Annotated in this window: 20 protein-coding genes; 13 read left to right on the plus strand and 7 right to left on the minus strand. The window is 40.6% G+C overall.

Translation table 11 applies throughout. The features are described 5' to 3' along the window. Nucleotides 1-4 precede the first annotated feature (4 nt). On the plus strand, nucleotides 5-1906 hold the full coding sequence (gene mutL / locus MHH26_RS06215) for a DNA mismatch repair endonuclease MutL (protein ID WP_340972746.1): 1902 nt from the start codon (nucleotides 5-7) through the stop codon (nucleotides 1904-1906). An 86-nt stretch (nucleotides 1907-1992) separates the two neighbouring features. Here mutL and bslA read toward each other — a convergent pair whose 3' ends face one another. Further along, nucleotides 1993-2529: a biofilm surface layer hydrophobin BslA gene (gene bslA, locus MHH26_RS06220; RefSeq protein WP_034662185.1), complete on the minus strand. Its 537-nt coding sequence runs from the start codon at nucleotides 2527-2529 to the stop codon at nucleotides 1993-1995. A 124-nt stretch (nucleotides 2530-2653) separates the two neighbouring features. After that, nucleotides 2654-3052 (minus strand): hypothetical protein, encoded by a 399-nt coding sequence (locus MHH26_RS06225; protein ID WP_340972748.1) that lies wholly within the window; start codon nucleotides 3050-3052, stop codon nucleotides 2654-2656. A 574-nt stretch (nucleotides 3053-3626) separates the two neighbouring features. On the opposite strand from MHH26_RS06225, the gene MHH26_RS06230 reads away from it, so the two are divergent. From MHH26_RS06230 to MHH26_RS06240, 3 genes are all read left to right on the plus strand, one after another. Beyond that, the gene (locus MHH26_RS06230) at nucleotides 3627-4100 is read left to right on the plus strand and encodes a CarD family transcriptional regulator (protein ID WP_034662177.1); all 474 of its coding nucleotides are present in this window, start codon (nucleotides 3627-3629) and stop codon (nucleotides 4098-4100) included. A 313-nt stretch (nucleotides 4101-4413) separates the two neighbouring features. After that, nucleotides 4414-5163 (plus strand): poly-gamma-glutamate hydrolase family protein, encoded by a 750-nt coding sequence (locus MHH26_RS06235; protein WP_334749199.1) that lies wholly within the window; start codon nucleotides 4414-4416, stop codon nucleotides 5161-5163. A 165-nt stretch (nucleotides 5164-5328) separates the two neighbouring features. Next, nucleotides 5329-6477 carry a Rap family tetratricopeptide repeat protein gene (locus tag MHH26_RS06240; protein WP_260336065.1) on the plus strand — a complete coding sequence of 383 codons (1149 nt, stop codon included), beginning with the start codon at nucleotides 5329-5331 and terminating at the stop codon, nucleotides 6475-6477. 90 nt (nucleotides 6478-6567) lie between these two features. On the opposite strand, the gene MHH26_RS06245 is transcribed toward MHH26_RS06240, so the two are convergent. Then, on the minus strand, nucleotides 6568-7893 hold the full coding sequence (locus MHH26_RS06245) for a S8 family peptidase (RefSeq protein WP_307499648.1): 1326 nt from the start codon (nucleotides 7891-7893) through the stop codon (nucleotides 6568-6570). Between the two features lie 583 nt (nucleotides 7894-8476). Here MHH26_RS06245 and MHH26_RS06250 point away from each other — a divergent pair. After that, nucleotides 8477-9211 (plus strand): poly-gamma-glutamate hydrolase family protein, encoded by a 735-nt coding sequence (locus MHH26_RS06250; protein ID WP_034662166.1) that lies wholly within the window; start codon nucleotides 8477-8479, stop codon nucleotides 9209-9211. Nucleotides 9212-9287: 76 nt separating this feature from the next. Further along, the gene (locus MHH26_RS06255) at nucleotides 9288-9737 is read left to right on the plus strand and encodes an OsmC family protein (RefSeq protein WP_034662163.1); all 450 of its coding nucleotides are present in this window, start codon (nucleotides 9288-9290) and stop codon (nucleotides 9735-9737) included. A 47-nt stretch (nucleotides 9738-9784) separates the two neighbouring features. Here MHH26_RS06255 and erbB read toward each other — a convergent pair whose 3' ends face one another. From erbB to MHH26_RS06275, 4 genes are all read right to left on the minus strand, one after another. After that, complete coding sequence (erbB, locus tag MHH26_RS06260; protein WP_307499650.1) at nucleotides 9785-10153, minus strand: SMR family multidrug efflux transporter EbrB; 369 nt, start codon at nucleotides 10151-10153, stop codon at nucleotides 9785-9787. 15 nt (nucleotides 10154-10168) lie between these two features. Further along, entirely contained in the window at nucleotides 10169-10486 is a 318-nt protein-coding gene (erbA, locus tag MHH26_RS06265; RefSeq protein ID WP_106030915.1) for an SMR family multidrug efflux transporter EbrA, read from the minus strand. Nucleotides 10487-10488: 2 nt separating this feature from the next. Next, entirely contained in the window at nucleotides 10489-11031 is a 543-nt protein-coding gene (locus MHH26_RS06270) for a TetR/AcrR family transcriptional regulator (RefSeq protein ID WP_066030878.1), read from the minus strand. Nucleotides 11032-11143: 112 nt separating this feature from the next. Continuing rightward, nucleotides 11144-11389 carry a spore coat protein gene (locus tag MHH26_RS06275; protein WP_106047819.1) on the minus strand — a complete coding sequence of 82 codons (246 nt, stop codon included), beginning with the start codon at nucleotides 11387-11389 and terminating at the stop codon, nucleotides 11144-11146. A 104-nt stretch (nucleotides 11390-11493) separates the two neighbouring features. Between MHH26_RS06275 and MHH26_RS06280 the strand changes: the two genes are divergently transcribed. The 7 genes from MHH26_RS06280 (at nucleotide 11494) to nrdE (ending at nucleotide 16668) form a co-directional block, all read left to right on the plus strand. After that, a complete protein-coding gene (locus tag MHH26_RS06280; protein ID WP_060596355.1) occupies nucleotides 11494-11895 on the plus strand; it encodes a YmaF family protein in 402 nt (133 codons plus the stop codon). Nucleotides 11896-11964: 69 nt separating this feature from the next. Next, nucleotides 11965-12921 (plus strand): tRNA (adenosine(37)-N6)-dimethylallyltransferase MiaA, encoded by a 957-nt coding sequence (gene miaA / locus MHH26_RS06285; RefSeq protein ID WP_106071503.1) that lies wholly within the window; start codon nucleotides 11965-11967, stop codon nucleotides 12919-12921. 25 nt (nucleotides 12922-12946) lie between these two features. Further along, complete coding sequence (gene hfq, locus MHH26_RS06290) at nucleotides 12947-13168, plus strand: RNA chaperone Hfq (protein WP_003211269.1); 222 nt, start codon at nucleotides 12947-12949, stop codon at nucleotides 13166-13168. Nucleotides 13169-13329: 161 nt separating this feature from the next. Further along, entirely contained in the window at nucleotides 13330-13656 is a 327-nt protein-coding gene (locus MHH26_RS06295; protein ID WP_307499653.1) for a YmzC family protein, read from the plus strand. Nucleotides 13657-13735: 79 nt separating this feature from the next. Continuing rightward, nucleotides 13736-13948: a hypothetical protein gene (locus tag MHH26_RS06300; RefSeq protein WP_003212415.1), complete on the plus strand. Its 213-nt coding sequence runs from the start codon at nucleotides 13736-13738 to the stop codon at nucleotides 13946-13948. Nucleotides 13949-14213: 265 nt separating this feature from the next. Then, complete coding sequence (gene nrdI, locus MHH26_RS06305; RefSeq protein WP_008360380.1) at nucleotides 14214-14606, plus strand: class Ib ribonucleoside-diphosphate reductase assembly flavoprotein NrdI; 393 nt, start codon at nucleotides 14214-14216, stop codon at nucleotides 14604-14606. Then, complete coding sequence (nrdE, locus tag MHH26_RS06310; RefSeq protein WP_340972754.1) at nucleotides 14566-16668, plus strand: class 1b ribonucleoside-diphosphate reductase subunit alpha; 2103 nt, start codon at nucleotides 14566-14568, stop codon at nucleotides 16666-16668. The genes nrdI and nrdE overlap by 41 nt, the downstream gene beginning before the upstream one ends. Nucleotides 16669-16678 lie beyond the last annotated feature (10 nt).

A 16678-nucleotide genomic window follows, 5' to 3' on the forward strand; every position in this document is an offset into this window, starting at 1 on the left:
CAAAATGGCAAAGATTATTCAGTTATCCGATGACCTATCCAATAAAATTGCTGCTGGTGAAGTAGTTGAGCGTCCGGCTTCTGTCGTAAAGGAGCTTATGGAAAATGCAATCGATGCAAGCAGTACAGTCATTGAAATCGATGTAGAAGAAGCAGGTCTTTCCTCTATTAGAATGATTGATAATGGTGTTGGAATCGATGCTGAAGATTGTAAGCTCGCCTTTCAGCGCCATGCAACGAGTAAAATCAAAGATGAAAATGATCTGTTCCGTGTCAGAACACTCGGATTCAGGGGAGAGGCGCTGCCAAGTATCGCTTCTGTCTCTCATCTAGAAATGAAAACAAGTACTGGTGAAGGAGCTGGAACGCACCTGGTACTGCAAGGCGGAAAGATCATTTCAGAGAAAAAAACCTCTGGCCGCCGCGGTACCGAGATTGTCGTTACCAACTTATTTTACAATACGCCTGCCCGTTTAAAATACATGAAAACCGTTCATACGGAGCTTGGCAATATATCGGATGTCGTCAATCGAATTGCGCTGGCTCACCCAGAAGTATCAATTCGCTTGCGACATCAAGGGAAAGTTCTGCTTCAGACGAATGGAAACGGAGATGTGCGGCATGTGCTTGCGGCCATTTACGGGACAGCTGTTGCGAAAAAAATGGTGCCGCTTCACGTGCAATCACTTGATTTTGAAGTGAAAGGATATATCTCCTTGCCAGAAGTGACAAGGGCATCACGGAATTATATGTCTTCTGTTGTAAACGGCAGATATGTTAAGCATTTTCCGCTCGTGAAAGCGGTCCATGAAGGGTATCACACCCTGCTGCCGATTGGCCGCCATCCGATTACATTTATTGAGATGAAGATGGACCCCATTTTAGTGGATGTGAACGTTCACCCTTCGAAGCTTGAAGTGAGACTAAGTAAAGAGCAGGAACTTCATGAGCTAATCAAACAAGGAATTAAGGAAGTATTTCAAAAGCAGCAACTCATTCCAAGTGCTTCGGTACCAAAGAAAGCACCAATGCCAGCTATCAAAAATGAGCAGCAATCCTTAACCTTTGATGCGAAAAAAATAAACACAAGCGTGTCGGAAACGCCGCTATCCTATCAGCCGGAGCCTCTCGAATCGGTTGTATACGAGACAAGTCAGACGGGTACATATGGGACGCCTGAGCAGGAAAAGACTGAGGCGTCATCACCCGTATTTTATGAAGATGCTCCATCTGAGCGTGTTCATTTAGAGGAATCCGCCGCTTCACTTGAATATGAAGAGACGGTACTGAGAGAAGATGTTGCAGAAACCATTTCAGAAAACGAACGTGTTCCAGTCATGTATCCCATCGGGCAAATGCACGGCACATATATTTTGGCTCAAAATGAACGAGGGCTTTATATTATCGATCAGCATGCGGCTCAGGAGCGAATCAAGTATGAGTATTATCGTGAGAAGGTAGGAGAGATCAAGCAGGAAGTGCAAGAAATGCTCGTCCCATTAACATTCCACTACTCGAAAAACGATATGCTGATTATTGAAGAGCATAAAGAGATACTAACGAAAGTGGGCGTCTTCTTAGAGCCTTTCGGTTCAGGAAGCTACATTGTTCGGTCGCATCCGCAGTGGTTTCCAAAAGGGGAAGAGGCTGAACTGATCGAAGAGATTATAGAGCAAGTGCTAGATGAGAAGCGTGTTGATATCAAAAAATTGAGAGAAGAAGCGGCGATCATGATGAGCTGTAAAGGTTCTATCAAAGCAAATCGCCATTTGCGAAATGATGAAATCAAAGCCCTATTAGATGAACTCCGGCAGACAAAGGACCCCTTCACTTGTCCGCACGGCCGGCCGATCATCATTCATCACTCGACATATGAAATGGAAAAAATGTTTAAACGGGTCATGTGATCAAATGAAAAAAAGACAAAGGGCTAAAATAAAAATCATTTTAGCCCTTTGTCAATTGGAGCGCTCTTATTAGAGCGCTTTTTTATTTAGCATCCACAAGGATTTGGCGGTGTGACCACAACTGGTCGTGTTTGAATATCAAGGGTGTCCTCTGCATAAAATTTAGAACCAATGCTAAGCGCACGGTTTTCTGCGCGGAACGTGTATGTACCTGCAGCAGGAAGTACTTTATGTGAAAGTTGTAATTTATATTGTGAGATTCCTAATAAATCGATTCTAGCTGGAATGCGGACAGTTTTTCCACTGTTCAAAATGTAGCTGTCTTTTAATGCTTTTCCATTGAAGATGTCTTTTGTTGTCGCTTGAAAGCCTGCAGGCAATGTGAACTCAATGGCACCGATACTTAAAACAGAATTTGGGCGGTATGTCAGCTCAATGTCAGAAAAAGACCATTCCTGCTTACTTGTACCTGTAATTTTTGCATAAAGTTCAGCTGGTCTTGCATTCGTTGATGCTTTGCCTTCCTCCGTTTTGACTCCTTCTGCGGATGCGGCAATCGGTACCGATAGTGCCATGACCAGTGTAAGCATTCCCATCATGATCATTGTCCATGTTTTTTTCATTTCTTCCTTCCCCCTTGTTGAATATAGGTAAATAATAGATGATTACACCCATTATTTACCTACAAGGTTACCATATTCCTATATGGTATTAAATGGTATATTATACCCTTATTTTGTCACTTGTTTAGTAATAACGGGGGAAAAACGCATTTGGTTGGTTCATTCCATAACCATGGCCTGTCATTTGCTGATTTGGCATCATCATATGCATATCTTGATATCCGGATGGATGATATGGCATCATTCCGTATCCACCATAGTGGCCAAGATGATGGTGATCTTTCATTGGAACATGTGAAAAGACATCATGCTGATTTGGAAACGTCGAATAGGTTGAATGATGATGCGGATAGTGTCCGCTGTACATATCTTTTTTACCGGTATGATAATGCTTTGGTATATTCATAGGATCCTGCATGTTTGGCGCGACCACATGCTCATGATTGGCTGTATACACATTCTCAAATGTATGATAGGGATTTTCTTGGTGATGATGATTCATTGGGCTATTCATATTGTTCATTTGATATCTCATCCTTTATGTCAGGTTGCCATATCCTATGAGCATGATCCGTTTCATGAGCCTATCCATATGAAAAAAACCGGCTTTTCAGCCGGGAAAACGAAAAGCAGGTGAAAGCGTCAATTGCTAATATGAGAAGCCATGTCTTCTTCTACGACGCTTCTTACAGCTGCTGCAGACACTTTTAGGACAGTAATAGGGATCGTAGCTTCTAGAAGTATCCCAGAAATCGCTCTCAAACCATTTATCTTTTTTATGATGAAACTTTTTTTCTTTACATGGATCCTCATGGCAATGATCGTCATGCTTTTTATAACAGTTTGAGTGGGAATGTTTGCACTTGCACTTGCATTTGCACATTGTCATCCCTCCTAAATGTGACTCAATGCTAGTATATGCAAGAATAAGACAAGGGGACTGGATGATGGCGCTTTTTTTGTAAAAAAAGGCTTTTTCTGAAAAACTCAAATAAAAAGAATTGACTAGTGCTAAAATAACATGATAGAATATAAATTTTTATCCACCGATGAAATGTGTTATAATCATAATGTGAATACTTTCGGAGGTGGCGGATTTGTTTCAAATAGGTGATAAAATTGTTTACCCTATGCATGGTGCCGGTGTGATTGAAGGAATGGAAGAAAAAGAGATTTTAGGTAAGACGGAGGAATATTTTCTGATTCAAATGCCGAATATGCAGATGATGATCCCAAGAGGCAGAATCAATCAACTAGGTATACGTCCGGTAGCAGATCAAGCAACGCTGAAAGTTGTGATGAACAATTTTGCAGAAGAAACAAACGACGACACGCTTACTTGGAAGCAAAGATATGATGAAAATCTGAAAAAGCTAAAAACAGGTGCGATCGAAGATGGTGCAGACGTTGTCAAAGATCTGATGAGACGCAATCAGAAGAAAGCATTAAATTCAAGTGAAAAGAAGATGCTTGAAGATGCACGAGGCATGTTAGTGAGTGAGATTTCTCTTGCACAAGGACTGTCGCAAGATGAAGTCCTTTCAGCTTTAGAGAATGAACTAAGAGTTTAATGATGGATATACAGTAATTGGCTGTAAACAGAAGGGCATACCTTTTGTTTACGGCTTTTTTTGTTTGAAATCAGAAGAATATGTCCATTTTTGTAGGTGATTTTAACTAAAGCTAAAATAAGGTCATACGATGCAGTTTTTATTCAAGCAATGAATGATTCAAAGAAGTCAGAAATACCTAGGGCAGCATAAAAAAACAGGTAAGTTCTCCTGATTCGTTCAAATGAGCCGGACAACCTTTGAATTCTGTTAGCCATTGATAGTAAAATAATGCGATAAGATGACACCTAAGAGAATGAAAAGGAGCGGTGAAATGAAAAGGCTACTGATATGTGGATTCATCTTTCTGATCCTGTGTGCTCTTTTAATGGTGAAATGCAGCCATTCTGTTCAAGAAAAAAAAGAGCAAAAGCAATATCAAGAAGAGGTAGAAAAGTATCATAAAGAGCGAAAAAAAGGGGATCAATATGAAAGCTTTAAACAGCTTATCCGACATGAAAGAGAAGGCTATGAAATAGAATTTCACGAAAAGGGTGGAAGTGATTTACTCGTATTTTCTCCTCATGGAGGGGAAATTGAACCAGGAACAAGTGAAATTGTAGAAGCATTTCAAGAAAAGTACTCTACGTATTTGTTTGAAGGAACAAAACAAGACAATAATCGTGATTTGCATATTACAAGCACAAAGTTTGATGAACCGATATTGGTTCAAATGATTAAAACGTATCCCTTCTCCATTTCCATCCACGGCTATAAAAGTGATAAAAGACACACGCTAGTTGGCGGGACAAACGAAAAAATGCAAAGAGCAGTTGTTCGAGAATTAAAGGATCGAGGATTTTCTGCAGAAATGGTGCAAGAAGGCGAACGGCTTTCAGGAACAGATCCCAAAAATATTAATAATCGAAATGCGAGTGGTGAAAGTGTTCAGCTAGAAATTAGTACGGCGCAGAGAGAAGCCTTTTTTGACAATTTTGATACGAGAAAAGGAAAGAAAAAAGCATTCAGACGTTATATCAGTGCTTTAAAAGAAGTATTAAGAGAATTTGACCCATCTTCGTAGAAAAACCGTTTTGATGGGCAAAAGTACTCTATTTAAACTTGGTAAAAAAGATAGAAATATGCGAAATAGACATAAATTATGTAATAACTTACAATTTGCCTTAAAAACATAAATTATGTAAAATGATAGTTATCAGTTTGATATGATAGAATGGGGCTGAAGTGGATGGCACACAAAATACCATCTTCCGAAGTAGGTGTAAAGATCAATCAATGGTACACGCATATTTGCAAATTTGAAGTCGAACAAGCAAACGATATGAAGCGCCTTGTTGAAGAAGAAATTCATGAGATGGAAGAGGATCAAGATTTACTTCTATACTATTCTCTAATGGATTTTCGCCATCAAATGATGCTTCAGCATTTAACGCCAGTCCATGCAGGGAGTGAAACGCTTCAAGCCGTGTCTTTTCCGAAAGAAATGGAAGATGGAGAAGATGAGATGACAGGCTTGCTCGGCTATTACTTTCATTTTTTCCATGGAATGTATGCGTTTATCCAGCGCCGGTATATCGAGGCTATTTCCTATTACAAGCATGCGGAACATCAACTGATCTTAGTGACAGATGAGATTGAAAAAGCGGAATTTTACTATAAAATCGCTGAAGTATACTATCATATGAAACAAACTTATTTCTCCATGCATTATGCTAAAAAGGCGAGAGACATTTATAAGAAACATCAGCTTTATGGAAAAAGAAGCATTCAATGTGATTTTGTCATGGCAGGTAATTGGATTGATGTGAGTCAGCACCAAAAAGCGCTTCCTTATTTAGAAAAAGCGTTAAAGGTCTGTGAAGCGATGGAACGGCAAGAATGCACATCTTATTTTAAAGCGATGGCTCTTAATAACTTAGGTGCTTGTCATTATAGTATGGGAACGTATCATACAGCGACTGTCTTTTTTGAACAAGCCATTTCCCTTTATCAAAAAGATCAAGCATCCACGATGATCAAATCATTATTTTCACTTGCCCTTACTTGTTTTAAACTCGGAGATATCCAGCGGGCGGGCGAGGCTATACGTAAAGGAATGAACGAGGCTTGTTTATTGGAAGATGAAATTTATCAGTTGAAATTCCAATTTTTGCAGGCGCTTTATATAGAAAAAGACAGCTGTGAGCAATTAAGGTCGGCCCTTTTTGGTCTGCGAAGCAAAAAAATGTTTGCTGATTTAGAGGAATTAGCACTTGATGCGGCTAATTATTATAAGGAACGCGACATGTACAAGGAATCTTCCACTTTTTTTGAGATTGTGATCGAAGCGCGTACGCACATTCAAAAAGGAGATGAGATGTATGAGAACGAAGCATAACATGTCAGCTGCTCAAGTAGATGAAAGACTTCACACGTAATAACAGACAAACAACACCCTTTACGAATCAACGTAAAGGGCTTTTTTAATTTATTCTTTGATGGCTTTTTCTGCGTCAATGGCACCTGCTCCGTAAATCATCGGGTCATCTCCAGACCACTTGCTTGTATTTTCTTTTAACAGGGTTTTGACATCATCGGGCGTTAAATCTGGTGAATGCTCTAAAAGAAGAGCGCAAATACCAGCACAAATCGGTGTTGCCATAGATGTGCCAGATAACGTCGTGTAATCGTCATCGACTCTGCTTGATTTATCGAGTTTATCTAGAAAGGACCTTGGTGATCTGAGAGAGACGATGTTTACTCCTGGTGCGAGAATATCAGGCTTTGTTTCACCATAAACAGTAGGGCCTCTGCTCGAAAATGGTGCCACGATATCATCGTTTGATTCTGGTGTATTCCGGTCATCAAAAGCGCCAACGGTAATAACTTTTTGACTGACGGCAGGGCTCGCAATCGTTTGGCTGTTAGGACCAGAGTTTCCGGCAGCGACGCATACAACAATGCCTTGATCCCAAGCAGCATTGACAGCGCGCACCATCGGATCGTCTTGTTCGTCATCATAACGCTGGGCCTCTCCGCCTAGTGACATACTCATAATATGAATCGGATCATCAGGGTGATCTTCATTGAACTGGATGCACCATTCAACCCCTTCTATAATAGTAGAAAGTGATCCAGCCCCTTGTTTATTTAACACTTTCACGCCAATTAAATTAGCTTTTGGAGCAGGTCCTTTGTACAAGCCATCTGAGGCAGCTCCGTCTCCAGCTACATCTCCAGCGCAGTGAGTGCCATGCCCGTTATCATCATAAGGCTTTGTTTTTTGCTTGACTAAATCCACAAAATCGCGAATTCTTCCTTCTAGATCTTCATGCGGATAAATCCCTGTGTCAATGACAGCGACCGTAATACCTTCCCCTGTTAAGGTTGTACCGTTTCGGATGACTTCATCAGTATGACTTGCTTGTGTGGCCACATCCAGAAGTGCATGAACTTTCCTGTCTAAATAAATTTTACGAATATGCTCACCATTCGCTAACAGCTCCTCTAAAGCATCCGGTGTTAGGTCAGCAGCGCAGCAGTCGATATGTGAAAAGTGCCGTTTAATTTTTGTTTTTCTATTTTTTTTCATGAACTGTTTTGCGCTTTGAATACCTGCTTCGACCGCACCTTCCTTAAATTCAATGATCACACGAAGCTTCTTTCTCTTCTTTAATCTTCCTTCCAAGAAACGATGAAGAAAGCATGGCGTCCATTTAAAAGGTTTATAAAGGTGAAGGACGGTTTCTCTTAAAGGCTGATCCAGTTTACTAGCATGTGTTCTGACCATTTGCACCATAGAAAATCCAAACATGTAATGCCCTCCATTCTAGCTATCCATTCTTGTACACTATTACGTTATGAGAATGAGAGCTGCTTGGTTCGGATTCATGCCCCTCCTTTTCTTCATATTGGCGGCTGACTGATTTCTCTTTAAAAAGAAAAGCGCTTACATTTTGTAAAATAATAGAAAAAGGTGAAAAACATGTAGAATCTGCCGATGATAGGTGGGAGAGTTCTTCAAAGAGAACCGGTGAAACAATCGATTTTGCAGAAAAAAGGGGGGATAAACAGGGTCAATGCTCATACAAATGTGACTTGTCACAGAGGAAAAAAATCAAATCCATATAAATACAAGCCGAATTAAAGAAAACAGACTGGATAGAACTAGGCCATTTTAAACATAACTTCATTTGTCTGTCATACTATTCTAACTCTGTTTTCAAAGAGGAGAGGCGTTTCTGTGTATATAAATGCAATTATCTTATTTTTGAGGAATCTCATGATCTAGAGTGTTATGATCAAATTTGAAGAGAAAAAGTGGAAAAAATGAAAAGAAATGATGATTCAATATAAATCATAGAAACGGCTTAGAAATCTGTTAAAGGAGAACGGGAATGAAGAAGTTTTTTGCTTTGCTTCTCCTGCTTGCGATCGGATGGGGCGTTTATTATACAATGCAAGCACAGGAACATGATGAGCCAGTGTCATCAGGTGGGGAAGACGAAAGCGGTTCAAATGATATTTATCGCAATTTTAAAGAACTGGAAGAAAACGAATCAACAAGCAGCTATCAGATTACAGCCAACCCAGTGCCTGGAAGCCGTCTTCTAGTGATGTCACCCCATGGCGGGAGGATTGAAGGCGGCGTGAGCGAGATCGTCCATTTTTTCGATAATGATTTCTCTACGTATCTGTTTGAAGGCTTAAGAGAGAATGCGTCAGAACTTCATATTACAAGCACAAACTTTGATGAGCCAGTCGGCGTCGCGCAGGCAAAAGCACACGATTATATCTTAGCAGTTCATGGATACAAAGGTGAGGAAGGAATTGACCATACTCTCGTTGGCGGAACAGATTACGACCGTGCAGAAAAAATTGTGAACTCATTAGAGCGGAACGGATTTTCTGCTGAACTGGCTGTCGCACACGCAACCCTGAGCGGAACAAGCAATCATAATATTAATAATCTTACAAAAACAGGGCAAAGTGTACAGCTAGAGATTAGTAGAAGTCAGCGTGAAGCTTTATTTGACAGTTTTGACTTTCGGCGGCGGTCGAGTACAAAAAACGAGACGTTCTACCGGTATGTCAGGGCGATTCGGACAGTGCTGGATGAGGAATATACATAAAGATGGTGCACATGTTAAGACAAGCAGCGTGAATTCTTGTTACACTATAAAAAGTATAACAAAAGGAGAGACGAATATGGCGCGTCATCATTTTCATCTTCAGGCGAGCTGGCCTGGTCTGCGTAACGATGTGGGTACAATCTCATGTGAACAGTTAAAAACGAAGATTTCAATTCCAAAAGAAATGGACGGTCCCGGCATTGGAACAAATCCAGATGAGATGCTCTTAGGTGCAGCGGCTACGTGTTATATTATTACACTTGCCGCTATGATGGAGCGGAGCCAATTAGAGAAAGAGGATCTAACGATGAGTTCTGAGGCTGTCGTAGATGTGACCAATGGTGTGTTTACATATGAAAAAATCATTCACCGGCCTGTCATCATCCTCAAACAATCCGCTTCCCCGCAAGATATTGAGCTGGCCCGCAAGCTCGCGCATAAAGCCGAAAGCTCATGTATGATCTCAAGAGCTGTTCAAGGAAATGTGGCCATTTCCTTAGAAGAAACCATTCAAGTTGGCGGGTAAAAACAAAAAAGTCATTTTCTCTTATTAAATGGAGAAAATGACTTTTTTTATGACGTCCATTCGGTTTGATCGATTTGTTCTTTGTTTTCTTCCTTTTGTTTTTTGGACAGGTTCAAGACAATCACGCCGCATATCACAAGTGCAAGGCCGATGAAGCCTTTTATGTGAATGGTTTCGTTAAACAGCACGAGTCCGATAAGAGCAGTGAGTGCTGTTCCAACGCCAGACCATGTCGCATAAGCAGACGAAAGTTCAATCGTTTTAAGTGCCAAACTGAGGAAGGTAAAGGCGCAGCCAAATCCGATCAGGACCCCAATACTCGGTAGCAGTTGCGAAAAACCTTGTGAAAGCTTCAGCATCGTACTGCCAAAAACCTCCGTCAAAATGGCTCCTGTTAAATAGAGCATTCCTTTCATGATCTCCCACATCCTTTATGACATATTTAAAAGTACAACCCCTGAGACAAGCATCGCCATCCCAATGACTGCTCTTTGGTTCAAGGTTTCTTTGAAAAAAAGCACGCCAAAAATAGCCGTGAGGACTGTACCAACCCCAGACCATGTTGCGTAAGACATGCTAAGCGGAATGATGTTAAGTGTCAATGACAGCATATAAAATGCAAGTGTATAGCCAGCAACAACGACAGCGCTAGGCTTAAAGCGCGTAAAGCCATTTGAGAGTTTTAACATCACGGCGCCAATGGCTTCTGAAAAAATGGCCACAGCCAGAAAAAGATATCCGAGGATCATGATCATCCCTCCTCTAATAGGTGTAAAATCCGATGAAGTAAAAGGGTTTTTTCTTCTCGATTCAGCGGTTCAAGCTGAAACATTTCTGAAAACCATATCCCATCACATGCGAGTCGAATTAGCTGACTCAATGCAGGGTCGTTTATTTCCTCAGCTGCTTTCGCTTTGAACTCCGCATAAAAATCACGCCAAGGGTTCAATAACGCTTCATCAAATGACATGGTAGCCATCATACTTGTACATAGCTGGGTCGTATTTTGATGATCAAGATCATGTAATGTGGCCAATATATAGGCACGTACATAAGGCGCTTTTTCGTGTTTGTAAGTTTCTTGATACGTTTCGAGCTGCTGACGAAAGCAAAGAATCGCGTGCTCATTCATTTTTTGGATGAGCTCTTCCTTGCTTGCAAAATGATAAAGCAGGCCGGCTTTGGTCATATGTGCATGCTCTGCCACTTGCTGAAGGGTAAGCTGGCTTAATCCTTCTTCTAAAATCGTGCGGGCAGCTGCATCAAAGATTTGCTCTTTTTTGGTTTTAGACATAAAAAAAACACCTACTTTACTGAACGGTCGGTAAAGTAAATGTTAACCCATCAAAAACGAGTGTGTCAATCGATTCATTTGATGAACAGATATTTTCACTAAAACGTCATATTTAATAATAAGGGTATGGTCCATATGGCGGATACGGCGGCGGATAAGGGTACCCATATCCATATCCTGGCGCAAGCAGAGACCCAGCAAGCAGACCTCCAGCAAAACCACCTAAAAATGGAGGTCCGAAGAATCCAGGTCTACCATAACCGAATCCAGGTCTCCCAAACCCAAAGCCCGGGCGTCCAAAACCAAAAGGTCTTCTCATGTCTTCTTGCATAAATGGCTGTGCGTCAAAATAATTCATAAAAAAAGGCTCCTCTCACATAAAATCACTGTAACTGACATCAGTGTATTCGAATGGCCTATATGTGTTTGGGTGAATGCCTAATATAAGGAGGAATGTTAAAAATGGGCCTGTATCCATCTGATTGGGCAAAATGCCCGCCGCATGCTCATGCCTATAAAGCACGAACGGATGTAACAGAGGAGCATTATCATTTAATAGAAGGCATTTCTCAGCCTGTCAATGGAAGCAATACAGATCAGCATACACATTTTTATCGCGGGATCACCTCTTTTGAGAGGGGGCATTTCCACAGATACTACGGCATCACAGGGCCTGCGATACCGAGAGTGGATGGTACGCACTATCACGAGATTGAGGAAGTCACGTTTTCTGCCTATAACGATTCTGTCCCTATTCCGTATGGAGGAGTCGTCTATAGTCCGGACGAAGAGCGGCCAACGCATACGCACCGTTTAAAAGGAAAAACATACGAAGTGGTCGGAAATGAACCACTCGGCTGGTGATAGGCCGTATATAGGAGAGAATGAGAAGTTATGCTATACTGTAGGCAGTTTGTAAAAGAGAGTGATGTTATGAAAAAAACGAAACAACCAGTGATTGTATTAGTAGGACCGACGGCTGTCGGCAAAACAAAACTGAGCATTCATATAGCCAAAGCATTTAATGGAGAAATTATCAGCGGTGATTCTATGCAGATTTATAAAGGAATGGACATTGGAACAGCTAAAATCACCCCTGAAGAAATGGATGGTGTCCCGCATCACTTAATTGATATTAAAGAGCCGGACGAATCCTTTTCTACAGCTGAATTTCAGCAGCTGGTCCGTTTGAAAATCAAAGAGATTGCCGCTAGAGGGAAAACACCCATGATTGTCGGCGGAACGGGTTTGTATATCCAATCTGTTTTATATGATTATACATTTACCGATGAGAAAAGTGATCCTGCTTTTAGAGAAGAAATGGCGCTGTTTGAACAGCAGCATGGCCCCCTTCAGCTGCACGAAAAGCTAAAGGCAGTAGACCCTGATGCTGCAAAAGCCATTCATCCGAATAATGTCCGCCGCGTGATCCGGGCGCTGGAAGTGATCCATACAACAGGTCAGAAAATGTCGGAGATGCAAAACGGTCATCAAGAAGTTCCTCTTTATGATACAGCCTTCATTGGGCTGAAAATGGATCGAGAGCTTTTGTACGAGCGCATTCACCAAAGAATTGATATGATGATAGATGAAGGCTTAATTGAGGAAGTGAGCGCACTTTATCAATCTGGCTTGAAGGATTGTCAATCGGTTCAAGCGATTGGTTATAAAGAGCTGTATGCGTATTTTCAAGGTGACTGCTCACTTGATGAAGCCACCCGGCAATTAAAGCAAAATTCACGCAGGTATGCGAAGCGTCAGTTCACGTGGTTTCGTAATAAAATGGATGTCACTTGGTTCGACATGACACCGCCTTGCCACTTTTCAGACAAAAAAGAGGAAATTTTCGCATATATAGCAGGAAAGCTTGAACTTAAAGCGAAACTGTAGTTATCAGAACCAAGGAGGACGAAACATGAAACCGATTAATATTCAGGACCAATTTTTGAATCAAATCCGTAAAGACAATACCTTTGTCACAGTATTCTTACTGAATGGCTTTCAGCTTCGCGGTCAAGTGAAAGGGTTTGACAATTTCACGGTGCTGCTTGAAACAGAAGGGAAGCAGCAGCTTATTTATAAACACGCCATTTCTACATTTGCACCTCAAAAGAATGTAAATCTAGAATTAGAATAGGATATGTTCGACCTAATAGCCCCATGCATCTGCGAATAAACCGGCCGGAACCCGCTACGTTTTTTGTCAGTGCAGAGGGGCTATTTTGCATGCCGTGAAACTTTTCTGTCTATTTTACGTATAATCCCTTATTGGATATGAAGAAAGGTGAGGGAAGCGATATGGAAAATGCAGAGCTTGAATTAAGAAGGATTAGAGTGATCCTTCTATTGATTGGGATTGTTGTCTTATTTGGATCGTGCGCCATTTCAAACATTGAATCGAGACAGGAAAGCTCGCATAACTATGCTAATCAAGATGATAATGGACATATAGAGGGCCTTTTACAATCAGCTGTTGCACTAAAAAATAATCACTTTGCTGTTGTGAAAGATGAGGAAGTACATGTGTACCGGTTTGATGAAAAAGAGGGAGAACTGACCCTCGTTAAAACGAAGTACATAGATGAATGGGACGAGGAATATGATGATGATTCTGTTGAAGAGTAAGCACGTAAATTTACAAATGAATGTGAAGTCGCTACACTATAATCATGCATCAGACATCTAGACAGAAAAGGATGAGTTCATGACACACAAAATTAAAATTAATCACTGGGAACAAACTTGTGAAGACGACTCCTGTTTCGAATATGGAACAAGCGTTTCTGTAAATGGGAAAGAATTAGTCAGAGAAGCTTCAATCGTCTCTGCGCTTGAAGCGGTGCTAAAAGAATTAGGTGTTGAAGTGGAAATTACAGAAGTGTCAGAAGATTTACAGTGCGATGCCTACAAAAAATAAAACAAAAAGTCTAGTCTACTAAGCGATTTTTTTTCGTGTTATGATAGATTTCGGTTTCAGTTGAATAGGGAGTAGAGCAGTCTATTTTTAGATCCTGTTCTGCTCTATTTATTTGAACGTACGAGTTCGGCTATGAATGTTCGGCCGGGTTGGTTGATTTTTTTCGTTTCGAACATCTATATGTTGTGTTTTGAAAAAACATAGTATACTATATATAGTGAATAACGAAATGATCAACAATACTAAAAACTAGGTCGTGATGGAATTGATTCAAATCGTATTTGATTCAAAAACAGGAAATGTTCAACGCTTTTTGGACAAGACCCCTTTTACAGACAAACGAAAATTGACTGGAGAAGAGTTTTTGGATACGCCGTTTATTCTCGTCACCTTTACGACAGGATTTGGACAAGTCCCTAGTACCACTCAATCCTTTTTAGAGAAAAATGCTCACCTTTTACTAGGTGTAGCGGTGAGTGGAAACAAAGTGTGGGGAGATAATTTTGCCAAAAGCGCCGATACGATTTCTAAACAATATCAAGTTCCTATTTTGCACACCTTTGAACTAAGCGGAACAAAAAGGGATGTTGAATTGTTTACACAGGAGGTAGAAAGAATTGTCACAAAATCAGGTTCCAAAGTGGATACAATTAAATAACGAGATTATGATTCAAAAAGAAGGAAAGTTTCAGTTTGATAAGGACAAAGAAGCTGTACATAGTTATTTCGTAGATTATATTAATCAAAACACGGTCTTCTTTCACAACTTAGAAGAGAAGATTGATTACTTAATAGAAAACGACTACTATGAGGAAGAATTTTTAAGACAATACAGCATGGCAGATATTAAAGAAGTATTCGAAGCTGCATATGCGAAGAAATTTAGATTCCCATCATTCATGAGTGCGTTTAAGTTTTACAACGACTATGCACTGAAAACAAATGATAAAAAGAAAATCCTTGAACGCTATGAAGACCGCATTTCAGTTGTAGCGCTTTTCTTTGCGGGCGGAGATAAAGAAAAAGCACTTGAGTTTGTAGAACTGATGATCAATCAGGAGTACCAGCCAAGTACACCAACATTCTTAAACGCTGGACGTAAAAGACGCGGTGAGCTTGTGAGCTGTTTCTTGCTTGAAGTGAATGACTCATTAAACGATATTTCAAGAGCGATTGATATTTCAATGCAGCTTTCAAAACTAGGCGGCGGCGTCAGTTTGAACCTGTCAAAACTTCGTGCAAAAGGCGAAGCGATCAAAGATGTTGAAAACGCGACAAAAGGTGTCGTCGGCGTGATGAAGCTTCTTGATAATGCATTCAGATATGCAGATCAAATGGGACAAAGACAAGGATCAGGCAGTGCCTACCTCAATATTTTCCACAGAGATATCAATGATTTCTTAGATACAAAAAAAATCTCTGCTGATGAAGATGTTCGTGTGAAAACATTGTCCATCGGTGTCGTCATCCCGGACAAATTTATCGAGCTGGCAAGAGAAGATAAAACAGCTTACACCTTCTATCCGCACACAGTCTATAAAGAATATGGACAGCATCTTGATGAGATGGACATGGAAGAAATGTATGATGAGCTTGTAGAAAACCCGGAAATCAAAAAAGAAAAAGTCAATCCGAGAAAGCTTCTTGAAAAATTGGCTGTTCTTCGCTCAGAATCAGGCTATCCATATATCATGTTCCAAGATAATGTGAATAGAGAGCATGCATTAAACCATATTTCACGAGTGAAATTCTCAAACCTTTGCTCAGAAGTGCTTCAGGCTTCAGAGGTCTCTTCTTACACGGACTATGATCAAGAAGATGAAATCGGTCTTGATATTTCTTGTAATCTTGGTTCATTAAATATCATGAATGTCATGAAAAACAAATCGATCGAAAAAACGGTCAAACTTGCAACAGACTCACTAACACTTGTGTCTGAAACAACAGACATTCGCAATGCACCGGCTGTTCGAAAAGCGAACAAAGCGATGAAATCAATCGGACTTGGCGCGATGAACCTTCACGGGTATTTGGCTCAAAACCAAATTGCCTATGAAAGTGAAGAAGCAAGAGATTTCGCGAATACGTTCTTTATGATGGTGAACTATTATTCAATTAAACGCTCAAGTGAGCTTGCAAAAGAAAAAGGAGAAACATTCCATCGTTATGAAGGCTCTGGCTATGCAACGGGTGAGTACTTCAATAAATACGTGGAGAATGATTTCACACCAAAAACAGAAAAAGCAACAGCACTATTTGAAGGCATGCACATTCCAACAAAAGAAGACTGGGCAGCACTCAAAGACTTTGTAGCGGAAAATGGCATGTACCATAGCTACCGCTTATGTATTGCACCAACAGGTTCCATTTCTTATGTGCAATCGGCCACAGCCTCTGTTATGCCAATTATGGAACGTATCGAAGAAAGAACATACGGCAACAGCAAAACCTATTACCCAATGCCAGGTCTTTCAGCGCAGAACTGGTTCTTCTATAAAGAAGCGTACGATATGGACATGTTTAAAGTGGTCGATATGATCGCAACGATTCAGCAGCACGTCGATCAAGGAATCAGCTTTACACTATTCCTGAAAGATACGATGACAACGCGTGACTTAAACCGTATCGATCTGTATGCACACCATAAAGGCATTAAGACACTTTATTATGCAAGAACGAAGGATACAGGGCAGGAAGGCTGTCTTTCTTGTGTTGTTTGATTAAAGGAGA

This window comes from Bacillus sp. FSL K6-2839, from assembly GCF_038003365.1.
Taxonomy (GTDB): Bacteria; Bacillota; Bacilli; order Bacillales; family Bacillaceae; genus Bacillus.

Excerpts from the sequence above, each read along its gene's own strand:
- mutL (WP_340972746.1), top strand. The coding sequence starts at position 5 with ATGGCAAAGATTATTCAGTTATCCGATGACCTATCCAATAAAATTGCT.
- bslA (WP_034662185.1), bottom strand. The coding sequence starts at position 2,529 with ATGAAAAAAACATGGACAATGATCATGATGGGAATGCTTACACTGGTC.
- MHH26_RS06225 (WP_340972748.1), bottom strand. The coding sequence starts at position 3,052 with ATGAACAATATGAATAGCCCAATGAATCATCATCACCAAGAAAATCCC.
- MHH26_RS06235 (WP_334749199.1), top strand. The coding sequence starts at position 4,414 with ATGAAAAGGCTACTGATATGTGGATTCATCTTTCTGATCCTGTGTGCT.
- MHH26_RS06240 (WP_260336065.1), top strand. The coding sequence starts at position 5,329 with ATGGCACACAAAATACCATCTTCCGAAGTAGGTGTAAAGATCAATCAA.
- MHH26_RS06245 (WP_307499648.1), bottom strand. The coding sequence starts at position 7,893 with ATGTTTGGATTTTCTATGGTGCAAATGGTCAGAACACATGCTAGTAAA.
- MHH26_RS06250 (WP_034662166.1), top strand. The coding sequence starts at position 8,477 with ATGAAGAAGTTTTTTGCTTTGCTTCTCCTGCTTGCGATCGGATGGGGC.
- MHH26_RS06255 (WP_034662163.1), top strand. The coding sequence starts at position 9,288 with ATGGCGCGTCATCATTTTCATCTTCAGGCGAGCTGGCCTGGTCTGCGT.
- erbB (WP_307499650.1), bottom strand. The coding sequence starts at position 10,153 with ATGAAAGGAATGCTCTATTTAACAGGAGCCATTTTGACGGAGGTTTTT.
- erbA (WP_106030915.1), bottom strand. The coding sequence starts at position 10,486 with ATGATCCTCGGATATCTTTTTCTGGCTGTGGCCATTTTTTCAGAAGCC.
- MHH26_RS06270 (WP_066030878.1), bottom strand. The coding sequence starts at position 11,031 with ATGTCTAAAACCAAAAAAGAGCAAATCTTTGATGCAGCTGCCCGCACG.
- MHH26_RS06275 (WP_106047819.1), bottom strand. The coding sequence starts at position 11,389 with ATGAATTATTTTGACGCACAGCCATTTATGCAAGAAGACATGAGAAGA.
- MHH26_RS06280 (WP_060596355.1), top strand. The coding sequence starts at position 11,494 with ATGGGCCTGTATCCATCTGATTGGGCAAAATGCCCGCCGCATGCTCAT.
- miaA (WP_106071503.1), top strand. The coding sequence starts at position 11,965 with ATGAAAAAAACGAAACAACCAGTGATTGTATTAGTAGGACCGACGGCT.
- hfq (WP_003211269.1), top strand. The coding sequence starts at position 12,947 with ATGAAACCGATTAATATTCAGGACCAATTTTTGAATCAAATCCGTAAA.
- MHH26_RS06295 (WP_307499653.1), top strand. The coding sequence starts at position 13,330 with ATGGAAAATGCAGAGCTTGAATTAAGAAGGATTAGAGTGATCCTTCTA.
- MHH26_RS06300 (WP_003212415.1), top strand. The coding sequence starts at position 13,736 with ATGACACACAAAATTAAAATTAATCACTGGGAACAAACTTGTGAAGAC.